We start from the raw sequence: 18,388 nt of genomic DNA, 5'->3' as shown, positions 1-18,388 counted from the left end.
TTCAACTATACAACCAGCACCCAGCCGGCCATACAGCTGGGAACCGCACAGTGGACGCGTAGCATCTTCGAAGTCAAGCCCTCGGCCTATTAGTACCGGTCAGCTCCATGCGTCACCGCACTTCCACCTCCGGCCTATCAACCCGATCATCTAGTCGGGGGCCTTACCAGGCTACCCTGTGGGAGACCTCATCTCGAAGCAGGCTTCCCGCTTAGATGCTTTCAGCGGTTATCCCTTCCGAACGTAGCCAACCAGCCATGCCCTTGGCAGAACAACTGGCACACCAGAGGTTCGTCCGTCCCGGTCCTCTCGTACTAGGGACAGCCCTTCTCAAGTCTCCTGCGCGCGCGGCGGATAGGGACCGAACTGTCTCACGACGTTCTAAACCCAGCTCGCGTACCGCTTTAATGGGCGAACAGCCCAACCCTTGGGACCTACTCCAGCCCCAGGATGCGACGAGCCGACATCGAGGTGCCAAACCTTGCCGTCGATATGGACTCTTGGGCAAGATCAGCCTGTTATCCCCGGGGTACCTTTTATCCGTTGAGCGACGGCGCTTCCACAAGCCACCGCCGGATCACTAGTCCCTGCTTTCGCACCTGCTCGACATGTCTGTCTCACAGTCAAGCTCCCTTGTGCACTTGCACTCAACACCTGATTGCCAACCAGGCTGAGGGAACCTTTGGGCGCCTCCGTTACTCTTTAGGAGGCAACCGCCCCAGTTAAACTACCCACCAGACACTGTCCCTGATCCGGATCACGGACCGAGGTTAGACATCCAGTACGACCAGAGTGGTATTTCAACAATGACTCCACCGGAACTAGCGTCCCAGCTTCACAGTCTCCCACCTATCCTACACAAGCCGAACCGAACACCAATATCAAGCTATAGTAAAGGTCCCGGGGTCTTTCCGTCCTGCCGCGCGTAACGAGCATCTTTACTCGTAGTGCAATTTCGCCGAGTCTGTGGTTGAGACAGTGGGAAAGTCGTTACGCCATTCGTGCAGGTCGGAACTTACCCGACAAGGAATTTCGCTACCTTAGGATGGTTATAGTTACCACCGCCGTTTACTGGCGCTTAAGTTCTGAGCTTCGCCCCGAAGAGCTAACCCGTCCCCTTAACGTTCCAGCACCGGGCAGGCGTCACTCCGTATACATCGTCTTACGACTTAGCACGGAGCTATGTTTTTAGTAAACAGTCGCTTTCCCCTGGTCTCTGCGGCCACTCCCCGCTACGGAAGCAAGTCCCTACACGGAGAACGGCCCCCCTTCTCCCGAAGTTACGGGGGCATTTTGCCGAGTTCCTTAACCACAGTTCACTCGAACGCCTTGGTATTCTCTACCTGACCACCTGTGTCGGTTTAGGGTACGGGCGGCCCTGACACTCGCTAGAGGCTTTTCTCGGCAGCATGGGATCATCCACTTCGCCACAATCGGCTCGGCATCAGGTCTCAGACACATGGAAACGCGGATTTACCTACGCTCCGTCCTACACCCTTGCCCCAGGACAACCACCGCCTGGGTTGGACTACCCTCCTGCGTCACCCCATCGCTTGCCTACTACCAGCCAGGATCCCAACCTCCCGAACACACCTCCGAAGAGACACATCCGATCAGATGGTTAGCACAACCAGGTTCAGCATGGGCGCGTCAGCGCCGGTACGGGAATATCAACCCGTTGTCCATCGACTACGCCTGTCGGCCTCGCCTTAGGTCCCGACTCACCCTGGGCGGATTAGCCTGCCCCAGGAACCCTTGGTCATTCGGCGGACGGGTTTCTCACCCGTCATTCGCTACTCATGCCTGCATTCTCACTCGTATGGCATCCACGACTAGGTCACCCCGCCGCTTCACACGCCATACGACGCTCCCCTACCCATACACAAACCTGGACACCCGAAGGCGCCTGGCTCACTTGCGTATGCCGCAGCTTCGGCGGTGCGCTTGAGCCCCGCTACATTGTCGGCGCGGAATCACTTGACCAGTGAGCTATTACGCACTCTTTCAAGGGTGGCTGCTTCTAAGCCAACCTCCTGGTTGTCTATGCGACTCCACATCCTTTTCCACTTAGCGCACGCTTAGGGGCCTTAGCTGGCGATCTGGGCTGTTTCCCTCTCGACTACGAAGCTTATCCCCCGCAGTCTCACTGCCGCACTTCACTTACCGGCATTCGGAGTTTGGCTGACTTCAGTAAGCTTGTGGGCCCCCTAGGCCATCCAGTGCTCTACCTCCGGCAAGAAACATGCGACGCTGCACCTAAATGCATTTCGGGGAGAACCAGCTATCACCGAGTTTGATTGGCCTTTCACCCCTACCCACAGCTCATCCCCCAGGTTTTCAACCCTGGTGGGTTCGGTCCTCCACACGGTCTTACCCGCGCTTCAACCTGGCCATGGGTAGATCACTCGGCTTCGGGTCTTGGACATGCGACTCAAACGCCCTCTTCGGACTCGCTTTCGCTACGGCTACCCCACAACGGGTTAACCTCGCCACACATCGCAAACTCGCAGGCTCATTCTTCAAAAGGCACGCGGTCACCAGACCGAAGTCCAGCTCCCACGGATTGTAGGCACACGGTTTCAGGTACTATTTCACTCCCCTCCCGGGGTACTTTTCACCTTTCCCTCACGGTACTAGTCCGCTATCGGTCACCAGGGAGTATTTAGGCTTAGCGGGTGGTCCCGCCAGATTCACACGGAATTTCACGGGCTCCGTGCTACTTGGGAACACGTCCGGGAGGAACACTGTTTTCAGCTACAGGGCTATTACCCTCTATGGCGGTCCATTCGCATGACCTTCGCCTAACAGCGTTCTTTCTGACTCCCCGACGGAACGGCAGTCCCGTCCGGACGATCCCACAACCCCAGCATCGCAACGCCTGCCGGCTATCACACGACACTGGTTTAGCCTCATCCGCTTTCGCTCACCACTACTCGCGGAATCACGGTTGTTTTCTCTTCCTGCGGGTAATGAGATGTTTCACTTCCCCGCGTTCCCTCCACATGCCCTATGTGTTCAGGCATGGGTGACAGGATTTAAAGCCCTGCCGGGTTTCCCCATTCGGAAATCCTCGGATCACAGCTCGGTTGACAGCTCCCCGAGGCATATCGCAGCCTCCCACGTCCTTCATCGGCTCCTGGTGCCAAGGCATCCACCGTGCGCCCTTAATAACTTGGCCACAAAGATGCTCGCGTCCACTGTGCAGTTCTCAACGTACGGACGGCCCCAGCCGACCCGGCAGGACCCACCCCCACAAGGAGAGCAGTCCCCTACCACGACCGGTCCGTTCACCAGCAGACCCCCACCACCACAACCCCCCACCCGGGAAGCCATGCAGAAGGGGTCACACCAGACGAGGAAGCCTCACTCCCTCAGGACCCAACAGCGTGCCACAGACCACCAGCCCCCACCAGACCCGTTCCACCCACAGCCACCCCCGAAGGAGACAACCACGGAGTACTAGACACCCAGCAGCAACCAGCAACCCTATCGTCAGCGTTCCACCCATGAGCAACCAGACCGGCATGCACATCCGGTCCTGGCCCTGAACCAGCCCACCCCCAACAGGACAGACCAGCCAGACGCTCCTTAGAAAGGAGGTGATCCAGCCGCACCTTCCGGTACGGCTACCTTGTTACGACTTCGTCCCAATCGCCGGTCCCACCTTCGACGGCTCCCCCCACAAGGGTTAGGCCACCGGCTTCGGGTGTTACCGACTTTCGTGACGTGACGGGCGGTGTGTACAAGGCCCGGGAACGTATTCACCGCAGCATTGCTGATCTGCGATTACTAGCGACTCCGACTTCACGGGGTCGAGTTGCAGACCCCGATCCGAACTGAGACCGGCTTTTTGGGATTCGCTCCACCTCGCGGTATCGCAGCCCTTTGTACCGGCCATTGTAGCATGTGTGCAGCCCAGGACGTAAGGGGCATGATGACTTGACGTCATCCCCACCTTCCTCCGAGTTGACCCCGGCAGTCTCCTATGAGTCCCCGACATTACTCGCTGGCAACATAGGACGAGGGTTGCGCTCGTTGCGGGACTTAACCCAACATCTCACGACACGAGCTGACGACAGCCATGCACCACCTGTGCAGGACCCTTACGGACCCCGTATCTCTACGAGATTTCCCTGCATGTCAAGCCCTGGTAAGGTTCTTCGCGTTGCATCGAATTAAGCCACATGCTCCGCCGCTTGTGCGGGCCCCCGTCAATTCCTTTGAGTTTTAGCCTTGCGGCCGTACTCCCCAGGCGGGGCGCTTAATGCGTTAGCTGCGGCACGGAGGCCGTGGAAGGTCCCCCACACCTAGCGCCCAACGTTTACGGCGTGGACTACCAGGGTATCTAATCCTGTTCGCTCCCCACGCTTTCGCTCCTTAGCGTCAGTTCCGGCCCAGAGACCCGCCTTCGCCACCGGTGTTCCTCCTGATATCTGCGCATTTCACCGCTACACCAGGAATTCCAGTCTCCCCTGCCGGACTCTAGCCTGCCCGTATCGACTGCAGGCCCGGGGTTGAGCCCCGGGTTTTCACAGCCGACGCGACAGGCCGCCTACGAGCTCTTTACGCCCAATAATTCCGGACAACGCTTGCACCCTACGTATTACCGCGGCTGCTGGCACGTAGTTGGCCGGTGCTTCTTCTGCAGGTACCGTCACTTGCGCTTCGTCCCTGCTGAAAGAGGTTTACAACCCGAAGGCCGTCATCCCTCACGCGGCGTCGCTGCGTCAGGCTTTCGCCCATTGCGCAATATTCCCCACTGCTGCCTCCCGTAGGAGTCTGGGCCGTGTCTCAGTCCCAGTGTGGCCGGTCGCCCTCTCAGGCCGGCTACCCGTCGTCGCCTTGGTAGGCCATCACCCCACCAACAAGCTGATAGGCCGCGGGCCCATCCCGAGCCGATAAATCTTTCCACACCACCAGATGCCCGGCAGTGTCATATCCGGCATTAGCCCCGGTTTCCCGAGGTTATTCCAGAGCTCGGGGCAGGTTGCCCACGTGTTACTCACCCGTTCGCCGCTAGGAGCCGAAGCCCCTCGCTCGACTTGCATGTGTTAAGCACGCCGCCAGCGTTCGTCCTGAGCCAGGATCAAACTCTCCATCAATGATTTCGAGAGTGCCGGAAAACCGGCAGACCCCGACATCGACACCACAAACATGATGCCGTGTCCAAAGGAATCCCTCACAACCCCAAACCAGCCACCCCCCACACACCATCCGGCATGCGAAGAACAACCAGCCAGGCCATGAACGGGGTAAAACCATTGGCACTGACAATCGGCACGCTGTTGAGTTCTCAAGGAGCAGGCGCTACCAGATTCCGACCCTTGCGGGCTTTCGTTCTGGTGCTTCTGTGTTCTGGTGCTTTTTTAAGTTACTCGCCTCTTCGTTCGGTGTCAAATCGCCTCGTTTTGTGCGAGATGAACCTTTTCGAACAGGTACTGCTTTTTCTTGCTGTTCGCCCTTGCGGGCTTCGTTCTGGTGCTTCTTTAACTTACTTGGCCTCTTCGTTCGGTGTCAAATCGCTTCGTTTTGTGCGAGATGAACCGTTTCGAACAGGTACTACTTTTTTCTGCGCACCCGAGACAATTCGCCTTGCGGTGATTGGCTCGTGCGATGTTTCTAGGTTACGAGCTTTGGCTGGATTGTGTCAAATCGCTCCGGCTTTCGGGGTTTCCCACCGACTTGCCGGCGATCGCCACTTTCACACCTTATCGCACCGTCCGCGGCCCGTTTCCTCGGGGGGTCTGTGCCCCCTCGGAGGAGATTTGGTCCTGCGCGACATCGGGCTCTTTGCGGAGCTCGTTGGGCGACGAAGGAGAACTATACACGAGAGGAGCCGGCGTGGGTGAACGCGACGGCATAACTTTCTGACACCGCCGATGGACGGTGCGCTAACCCTCGCCCTGGTCCAACGGCCGGGGCGCCGGGATGATTCCGAGCCAGCGGAGCCGCGCCGCCTGGCGCCTGGCCGCCAGCCCCTCGCCGTCTGCCCAGGTCAAACGACCGAGACAGCGACCGGGTTCCCGGCTGCCGGCTCTCGCCGGCGGTGGGCTCCGACGGGGGTGTGCCCCGCGGTGGCCCGGCCCAAACCTTCCTTGTCAGACCGACGCTCATCGGCACGCCGGCCCGCGGGGCGGACGAGACACACGGGAGCGATCGCTGCAGCGGGGCGGAACGCCTCCTGCGGGCGTCGGACTCGGTTCGCGGGTCGGCGCGGACCCTGGGCGAGCGCGAGACGCGCTGGGACGCCGGACCGGTTGCACCCGGATGCCGACCCCCGCCACACCTGTCGACCGCGGATCCCTCCGCATGCTGGGATGTACCCGATGCGGGTGCCATGCCGCGATCGCCCCGGATCCCGCCGTCGACCAGACCCGACCGATCGGGACGGAGCGGTCACCGGCTCTGGTGACCCGGCTCGCCAGCATCAGATCCAGGGCAGGGGCGGCCGCGAAGCGGGGCCGTACCCGTGCCAGCGGCGGTGCGGCGGCCGGGGTCGGGTCACGGCTGCCGGACGTGTCCCGGCCGGGTACCGCCGACGTCCCGGCCAAGGGGGCAGTCGGAACCGGTGCGTATGGCGAGACGGACGTCACGGGCCGGATGGGCCCCAGCCGGATCGACGCCCTGTCCGGACGGAGGGCGCAGGCGGCAGAGGCGAGGCACCAGGCGGGTCGGACGCCCGCCCCGGAGAGGCAAGGACGTGGCCGTCGCGCGGGACGGGACCCCCGCGGGAGTCGGGACCATCCCAGGGGTCCCCTGAGACGCAGGGGTCCCCTGAGACGCAGGGGTCCCGGGAGACGCAGGGGTCTGGGAGAGGAGAGACAAGGTGTCGATGCTCGGCCGGGCCACCTGGCGGGAGCTCATGGACGACCGCCCGCTGCTGGTACTGCCGCTGGGCAGCACCGAGCAGCATGGACCGCACCTCCCGCTCGACACCGACACCCGGGTCGCGTCCGCCGTCGCCCACGGTCTCGCGGACCGACTGGAACCTCTGCTCATCGGGCCGGTCATGCCGTACGGGGCCAGCGGGGAGCACGCCGGGTTCCCCGGCACGGTCTCCCTGGGCACGCAGGTGCTCGAGCAGGCCGTCGTCGAGCTCGTCCGCTCGGCCGACGACACGGCCCGCGCCGTGGTGGTGGTCAACGGGCATGGCGGGAACACCGCCGCCCTGCAGTCGGCACGGCGGATCCTGGCCGGCGAGGGTCGCCCGGTGCACCTGTGGGCCCCGACCGCAGCCCTGGCCGGGGCCGTGGGCGTCCCGGCGGCGGAGCGCGACCTGCACGCAGGTCGCTCGGAGACCTCGCTGCTGCTGCACCTGGCCCCGGACCTGGTGCGGCTGGACCTCGCGGCGGCCGGCCCCAGCCCGTCGTTGGACGAGCTCATGGCTCACGGCGTCGCCACGCTCAGCCCGTCGGGGGTGCTGGGGAACCCGGCGGGCGCGTCGGCGGCCGAGGGCGCCCGCCTACTCGACGCCTACGTCGACAACGCCGTCGAACGGCTGCTGAGCTGGGCGCGGCGGCATGGCATCACGCCCCCCGCGGTGCGGCCCGTGGACCGGTCCGCGTGACGCGCGGCAATGGCGGCGCGGCCTCGTCGCCGGCGCCCGTCGCACTGATCACCGGGGCGGCACGCGGCCTGGGCGCCGCGGTCGCCGAGGCGCTCGACGTCGCCGGTTATCGCCTGGTCCTCGCCGATATGGCGGTGCCGGAACCGCCGACGAAGGGCTATCCCTACGCGACCGGACGGGATCTTGACGCGGTTGCCGCCCGCTGCCGCGACGCGGTCGCGGTCCGCGCGGACGTCCGCCGGCAGGCCGACGTCGACGCGGCCGTCACCGTTGCCCGGGAGCGCTACGGCCGGCTCGACGCGGCCGTCGCCGCCGCCGGCATCATCGCCGGCGGACCCCCGATCTGGCAGACCGACGACGACTCCTGGCAGACGCTGCTCGCCGTCAACCTCACGGGCGTGTTCCACGTCATCCGGGCGGCGATCCCGGCGCTGCTCGAGGCGTCCGCCGGCCGGTTCGTCGCGGTCTCCTCCGCGGCGGGAACCCGACCGCTGCCCCGGCTGGCCGCCTACTCCGCCGGCAAGCACGGCGTCGTCGGGCTGGTGCGCAGCCTCGCCGCGGACCTCGCGGGGACCGCGGTGACGGCGAACGTCGTATGCCCCGGTTCGATGGACACCACGATGCTGGCCGAGTCCGCCAGGGTCTACGACCTGCCCGACGCCGGGGAGTTCGCCAGCCACGCCTACCTGCGCCGACTACTGCGACCCGAGGAGGTCGCCGCCGCCGTGGCCTTCCTGTGCTCACCGGCGGCGAGCGGGATGACCGGTTCCGTGCTGGCCGCGGACGGGGGCTTCACCGGCTGACCCACCCGCCCGAGGTCGGGCCTGCCCGAGGTCGGGACCCCAACGCCGCGCCAACACGGGCCGTGCGCGGACCGTGCGCGGACCGTGCGCGGACCGTGCGCGAGCCGTGCGCGAGCCGTGCGAGGAATCCCCGGCGGAAGGCGCGGCGGCCCGGTGCGGGGGTGGGTGTAGTGAGGCGGGTCAGTCCGGCCAGCCGTAGCGTTGCGGCGCCAGGACGAAGGCGGCGGCTCCCCGCAGCGCGATCCGGGCCGGATCGTCGCTGCGCCCGATGCGCATCCGCCGGACAAAGGCGAGGCCGGCATGGCGCTCGAAGCCGGCGAGCAGGGCGTCCCAGAAGATCGGGCCGGACTGCGCGAATCCGCCGGCCACCACGGCCGCCTGCAGGTCGAGCAGGCTCGCGCTGGAGGCGAGCCCCGCGCCGACGGCGGCCCCGGCCCGGGCGAGCTCCCGGCGGGCGATCTCGTCCCCGGCCGCGGCCGCGGCGGCGAGGGTGTGGCCGTCGGCTGGCTGACCCGCGGCGGGGGTCCAACCGGCCACCCGCGCCCGGTGCACCGTCCGCGGACCGGAAGCAAGGGCCTCGACGCAGCCCCGGCCGCCGCACGGGCAGTCCGGTCCGTCCACGTCCACGACGAGGTGACCGATGTGGCCGGCGTTGCCGGAGGTGCCGTGGAACAGCCGGTCCCCCAGCACCAGCCCGCCACCGACGCCGGTCGAGACCGTCACCGCGAGCAGGTTGCGCACGCCCCGCCCCGCCCCGGCCCAGTGCTCACCGGCGGCGAGCGCGACGCCGTCGTTGTGGACCAGCACGGGCCGCCCCGGGAACAGCTCCCGCAGCCGGGCGCGCAGTGGGAACGCCCGCCAGGACGGGATGTTCAGCGGCGAAACCTCCCCCGCCGGCCATTCCATGGGCCCGGCGCACCCGCAGCCGACCCCGACGATCGCATCCGGCGCGACCTCGGCCGACGCGAGCGCCGCGCCGACGCACTCCCGCACCGCGCCGAAGACCTCCTCGGCGGACCCGCCCGCACCGCCGTCCGGCTCGCCCTCGGACAGCCGGACCTCGGGCTGCGGGGCCTCGGGGTCGGACGGTCGGACCTCGGACGGCCGGACAGCAGGCACGGGGCGACGCGCCGTCGCGAGGATCGTGCCGTCCGCGTCGACGACCGCGGCCGCAATCTTGGTGCCGCCGATGTCGACAGCGAGCGCACGCCGGGCGCCGGAGCCCCTCGTCCCGACCCCGATCGCCGTCGCGGACGGTTCGCCCTCGAAGGCTCCCTGCGGCTCTGACGACATGGCGATACCCGGTCCCTCCACTCGGCCCGATCCCCCCACTCGGCCCGCGGACGCCTGCTTCCACCGCGGCCCGGCCCTCACCGTAGAGCTCGGCGGGAAGGAGGGAGAGCTCGGCGGGAAGGAGGGAGAGCTCGGCGGGAAGGAGGGAGAGCTCGGCGGGAAGGAGGGAGAGCTCGGCGGGAAGGAGACGGAAACAACAACGGCCGGGCTCCAGCCTCGTCAGGGACGGGTGGAGGCCCGGCCGTGGCCGGTCCGGGGAACCGATCAGCCAGCCTTGCGCTTCTCGATCGCCTCGGTGAGCTGCGGGACGACGTTGAACAGGTCGCCGACGAGCCCGTAGTCCGCGAACTCGAAGATCGGCGCCTCGGGGTCCTTGTTGACCGCGACGATCGTCTTGGACGTCTGCATGCCGGCCCGGTGCTGGATGGCACCGGAGATGCCCACCGCGATGTAGAGCTGCGGCGACACCGTCTTGCCAGTCTGGCCGACCTGGTTCTGGTGCGGGTACCAGCCGGCGTCGGTCGCGGCACGCGAAGCGCCGACGGCGGCACCGAGGGTGTCGGCCAGCTTCTCCACCAGCGCGAAGTGCTCGGCGGCACCGAGACCGCGACCGCCGGAGACGACGACCTGGGCCTCGGTGAGGTCCGGCCGGCCGGACTTGGCCTCGACCACCCGGTCGACGATCTTCGCGCCCTTGGCGGCGTCGGAGATCGCGACGTCCACGGTCTGCTCGGCCGGCGTCGACGACGCCGCCTCGGGGGCCGTGGAGTTCGGCCGGACGACGACCACCGGCACGCCCTTGGTGACCTTCGAGGTGACGATCGTCGAACCGCCGAAGATCCCCTGGGTGGCGACCAGGTCCGCGGACAGCGCGGTGGCGTCCCAGATCAGGCCGGACTCGGTCTTGGCGGCGACCCGGGCCGCGACCTCGCGGGAGTCCGCGGTGGCCGCGACCAGCACGGCCGCGGGCGACGTCTCGCCCACCAGCTTGGCCAGCACCTCCGCCGCCGGTCCGCCGACGTAGCTCGCGATGTCGTCCGACTCCGCGACGTACACCTTGGCGGCGCCGTACTGGGCGAGGTACTCCTTGGCCTTCGCATAGGTGCCCGGGGCACCGAGGAACACCGCGGACGGCTCACCGAGCGTGCGGGCGAGCGTCAGCAGCTCGGCGGTGACCTTCTTGGGTTCACCGTCGGCGTGCTCGACGAGTACGAGAACTTCAGCCATCGAACAAACCCCTCAGATGAGCTTCTGCGCGGCGAGGAACTCCGCGACCTTCGTTCCGCCGTCGCCCTCGTCCTTGACGATCGTCCCGCTCGAGCGCGGCGGGGCGGGCTCGGACGTGACGACCGCCGAGGCGGCGCCCGCGAGGCCCACCGCGGCGCCGTCGAGCCCGGCGTCGGCGGCGGACAGCGTCGTCAGCGGCTTCTTCTTGGCCGCCATGATGCCCTTGAACGAGGGGTAACGCGGCTGGTTGATCTTCTCGACGACGCCGACCACGGCGGGCAGGCTCGCCTCGACGAGGGCGTAACCGTTGTCGGCGAGCCGCTCGATCGTCACCTTGCTCGCGCCCGGGTCCACCGTGACCTTGCGGGCCTGGGTGAGCTGGGGCAGCCCGAGGCGCTCCGCCAGCAGGGCACCGATGACGCCGCCACGGGCGTCCGAGGCCTCGGAGGAGGTGATGACGATGTCCGGGGACAGCGTCGAGATCACCTTCGCGAGCGCCGCGGAGGTCGCCAGCGCGTCCGACCCGTGCAGCGAGTCGTCCGTGAGGTGAACGGCCTTGTCCGCGCCCATCGACAGGGCCTTGCGGATCGTCTCGACCGCCTTGGCGGGTCCCATCGTGACGACGGTGACCTCACCCCCGTGCGCTTCCTTGATCTTCAGGGCCTCTTCGACCCCGTACTCGTCCATCTCGTTCATGACGTTGTCGACGCTCTTGCGGTCGACGGTCTTGTCCGCGGCGTCGAGCTTCTTCTCCGCCCAGGTATCGGGAACCTGCTTGACGGTAACGACGATGTTCACGCCTTGGGGCCTCCGTAGCCAACATCCGATGTCAGTGCTCTTGACATCGTCGCATCTGGGGCGCTCACACGCCCGATGATCGGCGGCGTGACGCGGACCGCACTGTGCCCCTGACCTGGACAGCCAGCTCGGGACGGTTATCGACTACACGCCGTCACCAAGACTAGTCCGTGCGCCCCGCTGCAGCCATACCCCGCGGTGGGCACATCACGCCCGGCCAGTTCCCCCCAGAGCGGGACAAGGCCTCCCCTGCGGACATCACTTTCGGGAGCATTTTGTACCGCGGTTCGGAATGCACGTGCATAAGTTCCATGCATATGGATGAGCAGATGACTGGCCATCCACGTTCCGTGACATTGCCGCGGAGCCATCCCCGCCCCTCACTGCAGCGCTAGAGGCATCGGTCCCGGCCAGGCGTGCAATCTGGCCGGGTTGTGCACACCCTCTTCCCTTAATAGTGACCGTTCCACTACTTTCTGCCTCAAGCGGTGTGCACGGCCGGGCCACCGCCGACTTAGGTTGACCTAACTTCGACGGGGGACAGATGTCGAATACGCCGCCGGACAATCCCGCAGCCACCACCCCCTTCGCGCGTCTGCTGCGCGAAGCCGGGGTATCGGACACCAGGTTCGCCTGTCAGGTGAACGCCCGTGCCCGCCAGCAGCGCCAGATCGAACTGGGCCTGGCCAGGACGACTGTCGGTCACTGGCGACGGGGGATGCGCCCGCGCGACCCGATGGTCGCCGAGCTGGCGGCCGCCGAGATGTCAGCCGCCCTGGGCTATCCCGTCCTGCCGGCCGACCTCGGCTGGCGCGGGGAGTCCTACCGCCACGACGACCTGGGGCTGTGCGGAGCGAACGCACCCGTCGAGACCCTGCGCACCCTTGCCGGACTATCGGGACGAGACATGCGGCGACGTGACCTCCTGCAGGACGGATCGGCCTTCATCGCGTCTGCCTTCGCCGATCCGGTCCTCTCCAGCCTCACCGGCGTCGTCGACCGGATCGTCGGGGTGCAGCCGCCGATCGTGGGCGGTGGCGCCCTGATCCGCGACGTGACCGAGACCTTCCGCAAGCTGGACGCCAAGTTCGGCAGCCGAGAGATCCGCCCCCAGGCGGTCAGCTTCCTGCACGACCAGACCCGGGCCGCCCGCGACAACCGCCCCAACCCGGACCTGTTCAGCGCCCTGGCGGAGCTGACCCAGTTCTGCGGCTGGCTCGCCCAGGACAGCCGGCGCGAGGCGCTCGCCCAGCGCTACTACATCCAGGCCCTCAGCCTCGCCGAGCACGCCGACGACGCCATGCTCGCCGGGCGGGTGCTGTCCGGGATGAGCGACCAGGCCGCCCAGCTCGACCATCCGCGCCAGAGCCTGGCGCTGGCCCGGGCCGCCCTCGGCCGCTCGCTGCGGCACTCCACCAGCGCGGTGCAGGCCATGCTGCACGACAAGCACGCCTGGGCGCTGGCCCGCAACAACGACGAGGCCGGCTGCCGGCGCGCCCTGGACCGGATGGACGCGGCCATCGCCCGCGACGACGGCGACGGGCCGCCTTGGGCGGGCCACTACAACGCCGGCGACGCCGCCGAGTGCCGCGGTCACTGCCTGCTGCTGCTGGGCCGGGCCCAGGAGGCGGAGGAGAATCTGGTCGAGGCGCGCGCGCTGCAGGGCCCGGCCCGCGCCCGCACCCGCAGCTACGCCGAGGCCGACCTGGCGCTCGCCTACCTGCGCCGGCCCGCGCCGGAGCTGGAGGGCGCCCTGGAGGCGGGCTACCGGGCGGTCTCCGTCGCCGGGCAGGTCTCCTCGCAGCGGATCGCCAGGAAACTGGCCGAGCTCGACCAGGCCCTCGGCCAGCACCCGACCGTCGCGGTGCGGGAGTGGCGCGAGCACGCCCGGCCGCTGCTCGAGTCCGCCCCCGCCGCCTAGAGGCCTACCGCCCAGCGAGGCCCACCGCGCCCAGCGCGCCGCCCGGAGCGGGCCCCTCCCCCACCCGACGCCCTCCTCACAGGCCCGCCCCCCGTGCGGCCCGGCGCTCCTGCCGGGCCGCACGGGGGTCCCCGCCAGGTCACCCGGGTCACCCACCGCTCGGGTGCCCCGGTGCGCCGGGCACTCTGGGATGGTGACATCCGCGCAGGAATCCGGGCGCACGGCGCCGGACGCCAAGACCGACACCGGACCGGACGACATCCCGGTCGCCGCCCCCGAGCCCAGAGCCCGGCCCTCCATCCGGGTCGGCACCGTCATCACGGTGATCGCCTGGGTGGTCGCGGCCGGCCTCGCCCTGTTCGCCCTCGGCCGACTGGTCCACCTCGACGACGGTCTCGACTGGCCCTACTCGGCGATCAACGCCGTCACCCCGCTGCTCTACCTGCCGGCCTACGCCACGCTGGCCGTGGCCTTCGCCCTGCGCCGCAACCTGCTGCTGATCCTGTCGGTCGTGCTGGTTGCCGTCCATCTGTTCTGGGCGGTGCCCGAGGTGCTCCCGGGCGGCGCCGAGGACGCGCCCCAGGGGTCGGCCAGGCTACGGATCATGTCGGCGAACCTGCTCTACCACAACGCCCACGCCGACCGGCTCGGCGCGCAGATCCGCTCGGCCAACCCCGACGTGCTCGTCCTCGTCGAGCTCTCGCCGCTGACGCTGTCCCGGGTGAACGCGTCCGGGGCCCTGGCCGGCTTCCCGTACCGGGAGGTGCACCCGGACGACGGCGCGTTCGGTGCGGCGATCTACTCCCGGTTCCCGCTGCGCGACGCCGCCGCTCCCGTGGTCGGCAGGTCGATGTCGCTGCGGGCCACCGTCGAGGTCGACGAGAACCGCCGCTTCGTGATGTACGCGGTGCACACCATCTCGCCGACGTCCGGCTCGTTCACCAACCGGTGGCGCACCCAGCTCACCGCGCTGCGCCACGAGGCCCAGCACGCCACCCTGCCGGTGGTCATGGCCGGCGACTTCAACGCCACCCGCGACCACCGGCCGTTGCGCAAGCTCGTCAGCGCCGGGGTCCGCGACGCGCATGACGTGGTCGGCGGCGGGTGGGAACCGACGTGGAATGCCCGCTCGGTGCTGCTGCCGCCGGTGCTGCGCATCGACCACGTGCTGGCCTCGCCCGCCTTCGCGGTCACCGGCTTCCAGGTCGGCCGCGGCTTCGGCAGCGACCACCTCCCCGTGATCGCCGACCTGGCCATGCGGTAGTCCCCAGATGGCGCCTTCGGCGATCCTGCCGGGGCGAGCTTTCCTGCGTCTCCAGAGGGTTTGGCGTCTGCTTCGTCCCTCGGGATACGCAGGAAAGGGGGGTGGGCAGTGCAGGGGGGCGGGCAGCGCAGGGGGCGGTCAGCGGCCGGTGAAGTCGGCCTTGCCGGGGCCGTGGGCGAGGAAGGACTCCATGCCGATCCGGCGGTCCTCGGTGGCGAACAGGCCGGCGAACAGGGCGGCCTCCAGGCGCAGGGCCTCGGCGAGGGCGAGCTCCGAACCGTCGTCGACGGCCTGCTTCGCCGCCGCCAGCGCCATCGCGGGTCCGTTCGTGTAACGCCCGGCGATCTCCCGGGCTCGGTCGTACACCTCGGCCGCGGGGACGACGACGTCGGCCAGCCCGATCTGCGCGGCCTCGTCGGCGCGCACCTGCCGGCCACTGAAGATGAGGTCCTTGGCCCGCGACGGGCCGATCAGCCGCGGCAGGCGCTGCGTCCCGCCAGCGCCTGGGATCACCCCGAGCAGGATCTCGGGCTGGCCGACCTTCGCGTTGTCGGCGAACACCCGGACGTCGGCGCACAGCGCGAGCTCCAGCCCGCCGCCGAGGGCGTAACCGGTGACCGCCGCGACCACCGGCTTGGGGATGCGGGCGACCACCTCGAAGGTGGAGTTCAGGTCGCCGACCCAGGCCGACGCCTCGGCGTACCCCAGCGGCGCCATCTGCTTGATGTCCGCACCGGCGGCGAAGACCTTCTCGCCGCCGTAGATCACCACCGACCGGATCGCCGGGTTGCGAGTCGCCTCGACAGCGGCCGCCCGCAGCTCGGCGGCGACGCCGGAATCCAGCGCGTTCATCGGCGGCCGATCCAGCCGGATGGTGCCGATCCCGCCGTCGACCTCGAGCCGCACGACGCTCATCCACGGTCCTCCCGCTCTGGCCCGCGCCGAGGCAGGCGGGGCGTCCATCACCCGGCCGGGCCGGGCGACCGTGCGCCGACGCCGACCGCTGCCCGGCCTGGTCGTCGGTCGCTCCAGGGGTGGGTCGCGTCGGCTGCCCGGGGTCGGGTCGTGCGGATCGGTGGGGTGGTCGGAGGTCACGATAGGCCGACCGGCGCTGATCTTCATGCGATCGCGGCGGCGGGAGCCGGGCAGGGCGGAGGTATCCGATCGGCCTACCGCGGGCGAGGGCGTCCACTAACGTCACCGAGGTGTCCGACGCAGGCGGCAATACCCGCACACCCGATCTGTCACCCCACTCCGGCGGCGGCCTGCGCCCGGGCCGGTCCAGCCCGCTCGGGGTGACCTGGGACGGCACCGGGGTCAACATCGCCGTCGCCGCCCCCGGCGCCGAGGCGGTCGAATTCTGTGTGTTCGACGCCGACGACCGGGAGACCCGCCACCGCCTGCCGGAACGCGACGGCGCGGTCTGGCACGGCTACCTGACCGGTGTCGGGCCAGGGCAACGCTACGGCCTGCGCGCGCACGGCCCGTACGACCCCGGCCGCGGCCAGCGTTACAACCCGGCGAAGCTGCTGGTCGACCCGTACGCCCGGCTGCTGACCGGGGCGTTGCGGCCGGATCCGGCGATCTACGGGTTCGGCGGCGGCGATCCCTACGGCTTCGAGCCCGACACGCGGGACTCCGCCCCGTTCGTGCCCCGCTGCGTCGTCGCCGGCCCGGCACGTCGGGACGGCTCTCGCCGCCGCGGCAGGGGCCGGCACCCGGCGGACAACAGGCCCTCGATCCCGTGGTCGCAGACCGTCCTGTACGAGGCGCACGTGCGTGGCTTCACCCGACTTCATCCGGGCCTGCCGGCCCGGCTGCGCGGCACCTACGCGGGGCTGGCCCATCCCGCCGTGGTCGACCACCTGCACCGGGTGGGCATCACCGCGCTCGAGCTGCTGCCGGTGCAGGCCTCGGTCTCCGAGCCGGCCCTGCTCGAACAGTCGAAGATCAACTACTGGGGTTACAACACCCTGGGGTTCTTCGCACCGCACGCCGCGTACGCGGCGACCAAGGACCCGATCGGCGAATTCCAGTCGATGGTGGCCACGTTGCACGCCGCCGGCATCGAAGTGATCCTCGACGTCGTCTACAACCACAGCGCCGAGGGCAGCGAACGCGGCCCGACGCTGTCCCTGCGCGGCCTGGACAACGCAACCTACTACCGGGTGGAACCCACGGACCCGCGGCGCTACCGCGACGTGACCGGCTGCGGCAACACCCTGAACACGTCGTCGCCGCACGTGGTGAAGCTGATCTGCGACTCCCTGCGCTACTGGGTGAGCGAGATGGGCGTCGACGGCTTCCGCTTCGACCTGGCCACCGCGCTCGCCCGCAACCCGGACGCCTTCGATCCCGCCGCCGGCCTGCTGACGGCGATCCACGCCGACCCGCTGCTGTCTTCGGTGAAGCTGATCGCCGAGCCGTGGGACGTCGGCTGGGGCGGTTACCAGGTGGGATCGTTCCCGGCGCCGTGGGCGGAATGGAACGGGCGCTTCCGGGACACGGTGCGGGACGTGTGGAACGGCCGGACCAGCGGGGTCGCCGACCTCGGCTACCGGGTGACGGGCTCGTCCGACCTGTTCGAGCACGATGGGCGCCGGCCGTGGGCGTCGGTGAACTTCGTCACCGCCCACGACGGTTTCCCCCTGGCCGACCTGGTCTCCTACGCACAGAAGCACAACGAGGCCAACGGCGAGGGCAACCGGGACGGGGAGTCGGACAACCGCTCGTCGAACTACGGTGCGGAGGGCCCGACCGACGACCCGGCGATCCTCGCCACCCGCCGCCGGGTGCGCCGCGGCCTGCTGGCCACGCTGCTGCTGTCGGCCGGGGTGCCGATGCTGCTCGCCGGCGACGAGTTCGGCCGTTCCCAGGGCGGCAACAACAACGCCTACTGCCAGGACAACCCGGTGTCCTGGCTGGCCTGGCCGGGCTCCCGACCCGAGGCCGGACCCGACGCCGGGGCTGGCGGGCGCGACCCGGCCGGACCAGACGCGGCCCTGCTACGCCTGGTCAACGGCCTGATCTCGCTGCGCCGCCTCGAGCCGGCACTGCGCCGCGCGGTCTTCTTCCACGGCGGTGAGTCGAGCCCCGGCCGGCTCGCGGACATCACCTGGTTCCGCGCCGACGGACAGGTGATGTCCACGGCGGACTGGAACGCGCCGAAGGTCGCCACGCTGGTCGCCCACATCGCCGCGGGCGCCATCTCGGGCGCCACCGAGGAAGCACGGCGCGGCGCCGGGGGCACGCCGGGCCTGCTGGGCGTGATCCACCCCGACGGCGCGGACACCGCCGTCACCCTGCCCGCGGCGCCATGGGCGCAGCGCTACGACCTGCTGCTCGACACCGCCGACGAGGACCTCGCGGGTTTCCCGGCGACCCTCGCCGATCCCCGCCGGACCCTGCCGCCGGGCACCGTCGTGCCCGTCTGCGCCCGCAGCGTCCTACTGCTGCGGGCGCATCCCCCGACCTGACCAGCCGGCCGGCCTGGGCCAACGGGCGGGCGACTACGG

At 68.7% G+C, this 18,388-nt stretch carries 9 protein-coding genes and 2 rRNA genes; 5 read left to right on the top strand and 6 right to left on the bottom strand.

Going from position 1 to position 18,388, the window contains the following annotated elements; all coding sequences use genetic code 11:
* Positions 1 to 69 precede the first annotated feature (69 nt).
* Together FRAQA3DRAFT_RS27200 and FRAQA3DRAFT_RS27195 are read right to left on the bottom strand one after the other, a co-directional pair.
* Positions 70 to 3,178, bottom strand: a 23S ribosomal RNA gene (locus FRAQA3DRAFT_RS27200).
* 414 nt (positions 3,179 to 3,592) lie between these two features.
* Positions 3,593 to 5,102: ribosomal RNA gene (locus FRAQA3DRAFT_RS27195) — 16S ribosomal RNA — on the bottom strand.
* Together the 16S and 23S rRNA genes form the textbook arrangement of a ribosomal RNA operon.
* Positions 5,103 to 6,832: 1,730 nt before the next feature.
* On the opposite strand from FRAQA3DRAFT_RS27195, the gene mftE reads away from it, so the two are divergent.
* Complete coding sequence (gene mftE, locus FRAQA3DRAFT_RS27190; RefSeq protein WP_157468765.1) at positions 6,833 to 7,567, top strand: mycofactocin biosynthesis peptidyl-dipeptidase MftE; 735 nt, start codon at positions 6,833 to 6,835, stop codon at positions 7,565 to 7,567.
* A complete protein-coding gene (locus FRAQA3DRAFT_RS27185) occupies positions 7,564 to 8,370 on the top strand; it encodes a mycofactocin-coupled SDR family oxidoreductase (RefSeq protein WP_009742263.1) in 807 nt (268 codons plus the stop codon). The genes mftE and FRAQA3DRAFT_RS27185 overlap by 4 nt, the downstream gene beginning before the upstream one ends.
* Before the next feature lie 180 nt (positions 8,371 to 8,550).
* Here FRAQA3DRAFT_RS27185 and FRAQA3DRAFT_RS27180 read toward each other — a convergent pair whose 3' ends face one another.
* The 3 genes from FRAQA3DRAFT_RS27180 to FRAQA3DRAFT_RS27170 all read right to left on the bottom strand — a co-directional run bounded on the left by FRAQA3DRAFT_RS27180 (position 8,551) and on the right by FRAQA3DRAFT_RS27170 (position 11,688).
* Positions 8,551 to 9,663, bottom strand: a complete 1,113-nt coding sequence (locus FRAQA3DRAFT_RS27180) for an ROK family protein (RefSeq protein WP_009742262.1) — start codon at positions 9,661 to 9,663, stop codon at positions 8,551 to 8,553.
* A gap of 264 nt (positions 9,664 to 9,927) precedes the next feature.
* The gene (locus tag FRAQA3DRAFT_RS27175; RefSeq protein ID WP_009742261.1) at positions 9,928 to 10,890 is read right to left on the bottom strand and encodes an electron transfer flavoprotein subunit alpha/FixB family protein; all 963 of its coding nucleotides are present in this window, start codon (positions 10,888 to 10,890) and stop codon (positions 9,928 to 9,930) included.
* A 12-nt stretch (positions 10,891 to 10,902) separates the two neighbouring features.
* Positions 10,903 to 11,688 carry an electron transfer flavoprotein subunit beta/FixA family protein gene (locus tag FRAQA3DRAFT_RS27170; protein ID WP_009742260.1) on the bottom strand — a complete coding sequence of 262 codons (786 nt, stop codon included), beginning with the start codon at positions 11,686 to 11,688 and terminating at the stop codon, positions 10,903 to 10,905.
* 544 nt (positions 11,689 to 12,232) lie between these two features.
* Between FRAQA3DRAFT_RS27170 and FRAQA3DRAFT_RS27165 the strand changes: the two genes are divergently transcribed.
* Both FRAQA3DRAFT_RS27165 and FRAQA3DRAFT_RS27160 read left to right on the top strand, forming a co-directional pair.
* A complete protein-coding gene (locus FRAQA3DRAFT_RS27165; protein WP_009742259.1) occupies positions 12,233 to 13,609 on the top strand; it encodes a hypothetical protein in 1,377 nt (458 codons plus the stop codon).
* A gap of 190 nt (positions 13,610 to 13,799) precedes the next feature.
* Positions 13,800 to 14,873, top strand: coding sequence for an endonuclease/exonuclease/phosphatase family protein (locus FRAQA3DRAFT_RS27160; RefSeq protein WP_009742258.1), 1,074 nt, complete (start codon positions 13,800 to 13,802; stop codon positions 14,871 to 14,873).
* Between the two features lie 138 nt (positions 14,874 to 15,011).
* Here the strand turns inward: FRAQA3DRAFT_RS27160 and FRAQA3DRAFT_RS27155 are convergent, their stop codons facing one another.
* Positions 15,012 to 15,788 (bottom strand): enoyl-CoA hydratase/isomerase family protein, encoded by a 777-nt coding sequence (locus FRAQA3DRAFT_RS27155; protein ID WP_009742257.1) that lies wholly within the window; start codon positions 15,786 to 15,788, stop codon positions 15,012 to 15,014.
* Positions 15,789 to 16,078: 290 nt separating this feature from the next.
* On the opposite strand from FRAQA3DRAFT_RS27155, the gene glgX reads away from it, so the two are divergent.
* Positions 16,079 to 18,349 (top strand): glycogen debranching protein GlgX, encoded by a 2,271-nt coding sequence (gene glgX, locus FRAQA3DRAFT_RS27150; protein ID WP_009742256.1) that lies wholly within the window; start codon positions 16,079 to 16,081, stop codon positions 18,347 to 18,349.
* Positions 18,350 to 18,388 lie beyond the last annotated feature (39 nt).

The sequence above is a fragment of the Frankia sp. QA3 genome, assembly GCF_000262465.1.
Classification (GTDB): Bacteria; Actinomycetota; Actinomycetes; order Frankiales; family Frankiaceae; genus Frankia.
Note: the sequence above shows the minus strand (reverse complement) of the source record. Positions and strands in the feature narration are given on the sequence as shown.

Excerpts from the sequence above, each read along its gene's own strand:
- mftE (WP_157468765.1), top strand. The coding sequence starts at position 6,833 with ATGCTCGGCCGGGCCACCTGGCGGGAGCTCATGGACGACCGCCCGCTG.
- FRAQA3DRAFT_RS27180 (WP_009742262.1), bottom strand. The coding sequence starts at position 9,663 with ATGTCGTCAGAGCCGCAGGGAGCCTTCGAGGGCGAACCGTCCGCGACG.
- FRAQA3DRAFT_RS27175 (WP_009742261.1), bottom strand. The coding sequence starts at position 10,890 with ATGGCTGAAGTTCTCGTACTCGTCGAGCACGCCGACGGTGAACCCAAG.
- FRAQA3DRAFT_RS27165 (WP_009742259.1), top strand. The coding sequence starts at position 12,233 with ATGTCGAATACGCCGCCGGACAATCCCGCAGCCACCACCCCCTTCGCG.
- FRAQA3DRAFT_RS27160 (WP_009742258.1), top strand. The coding sequence starts at position 13,800 with ATGGTGACATCCGCGCAGGAATCCGGGCGCACGGCGCCGGACGCCAAG.
- FRAQA3DRAFT_RS27155 (WP_009742257.1), bottom strand. The coding sequence starts at position 15,788 with ATGAGCGTCGTGCGGCTCGAGGTCGACGGCGGGATCGGCACCATCCGG.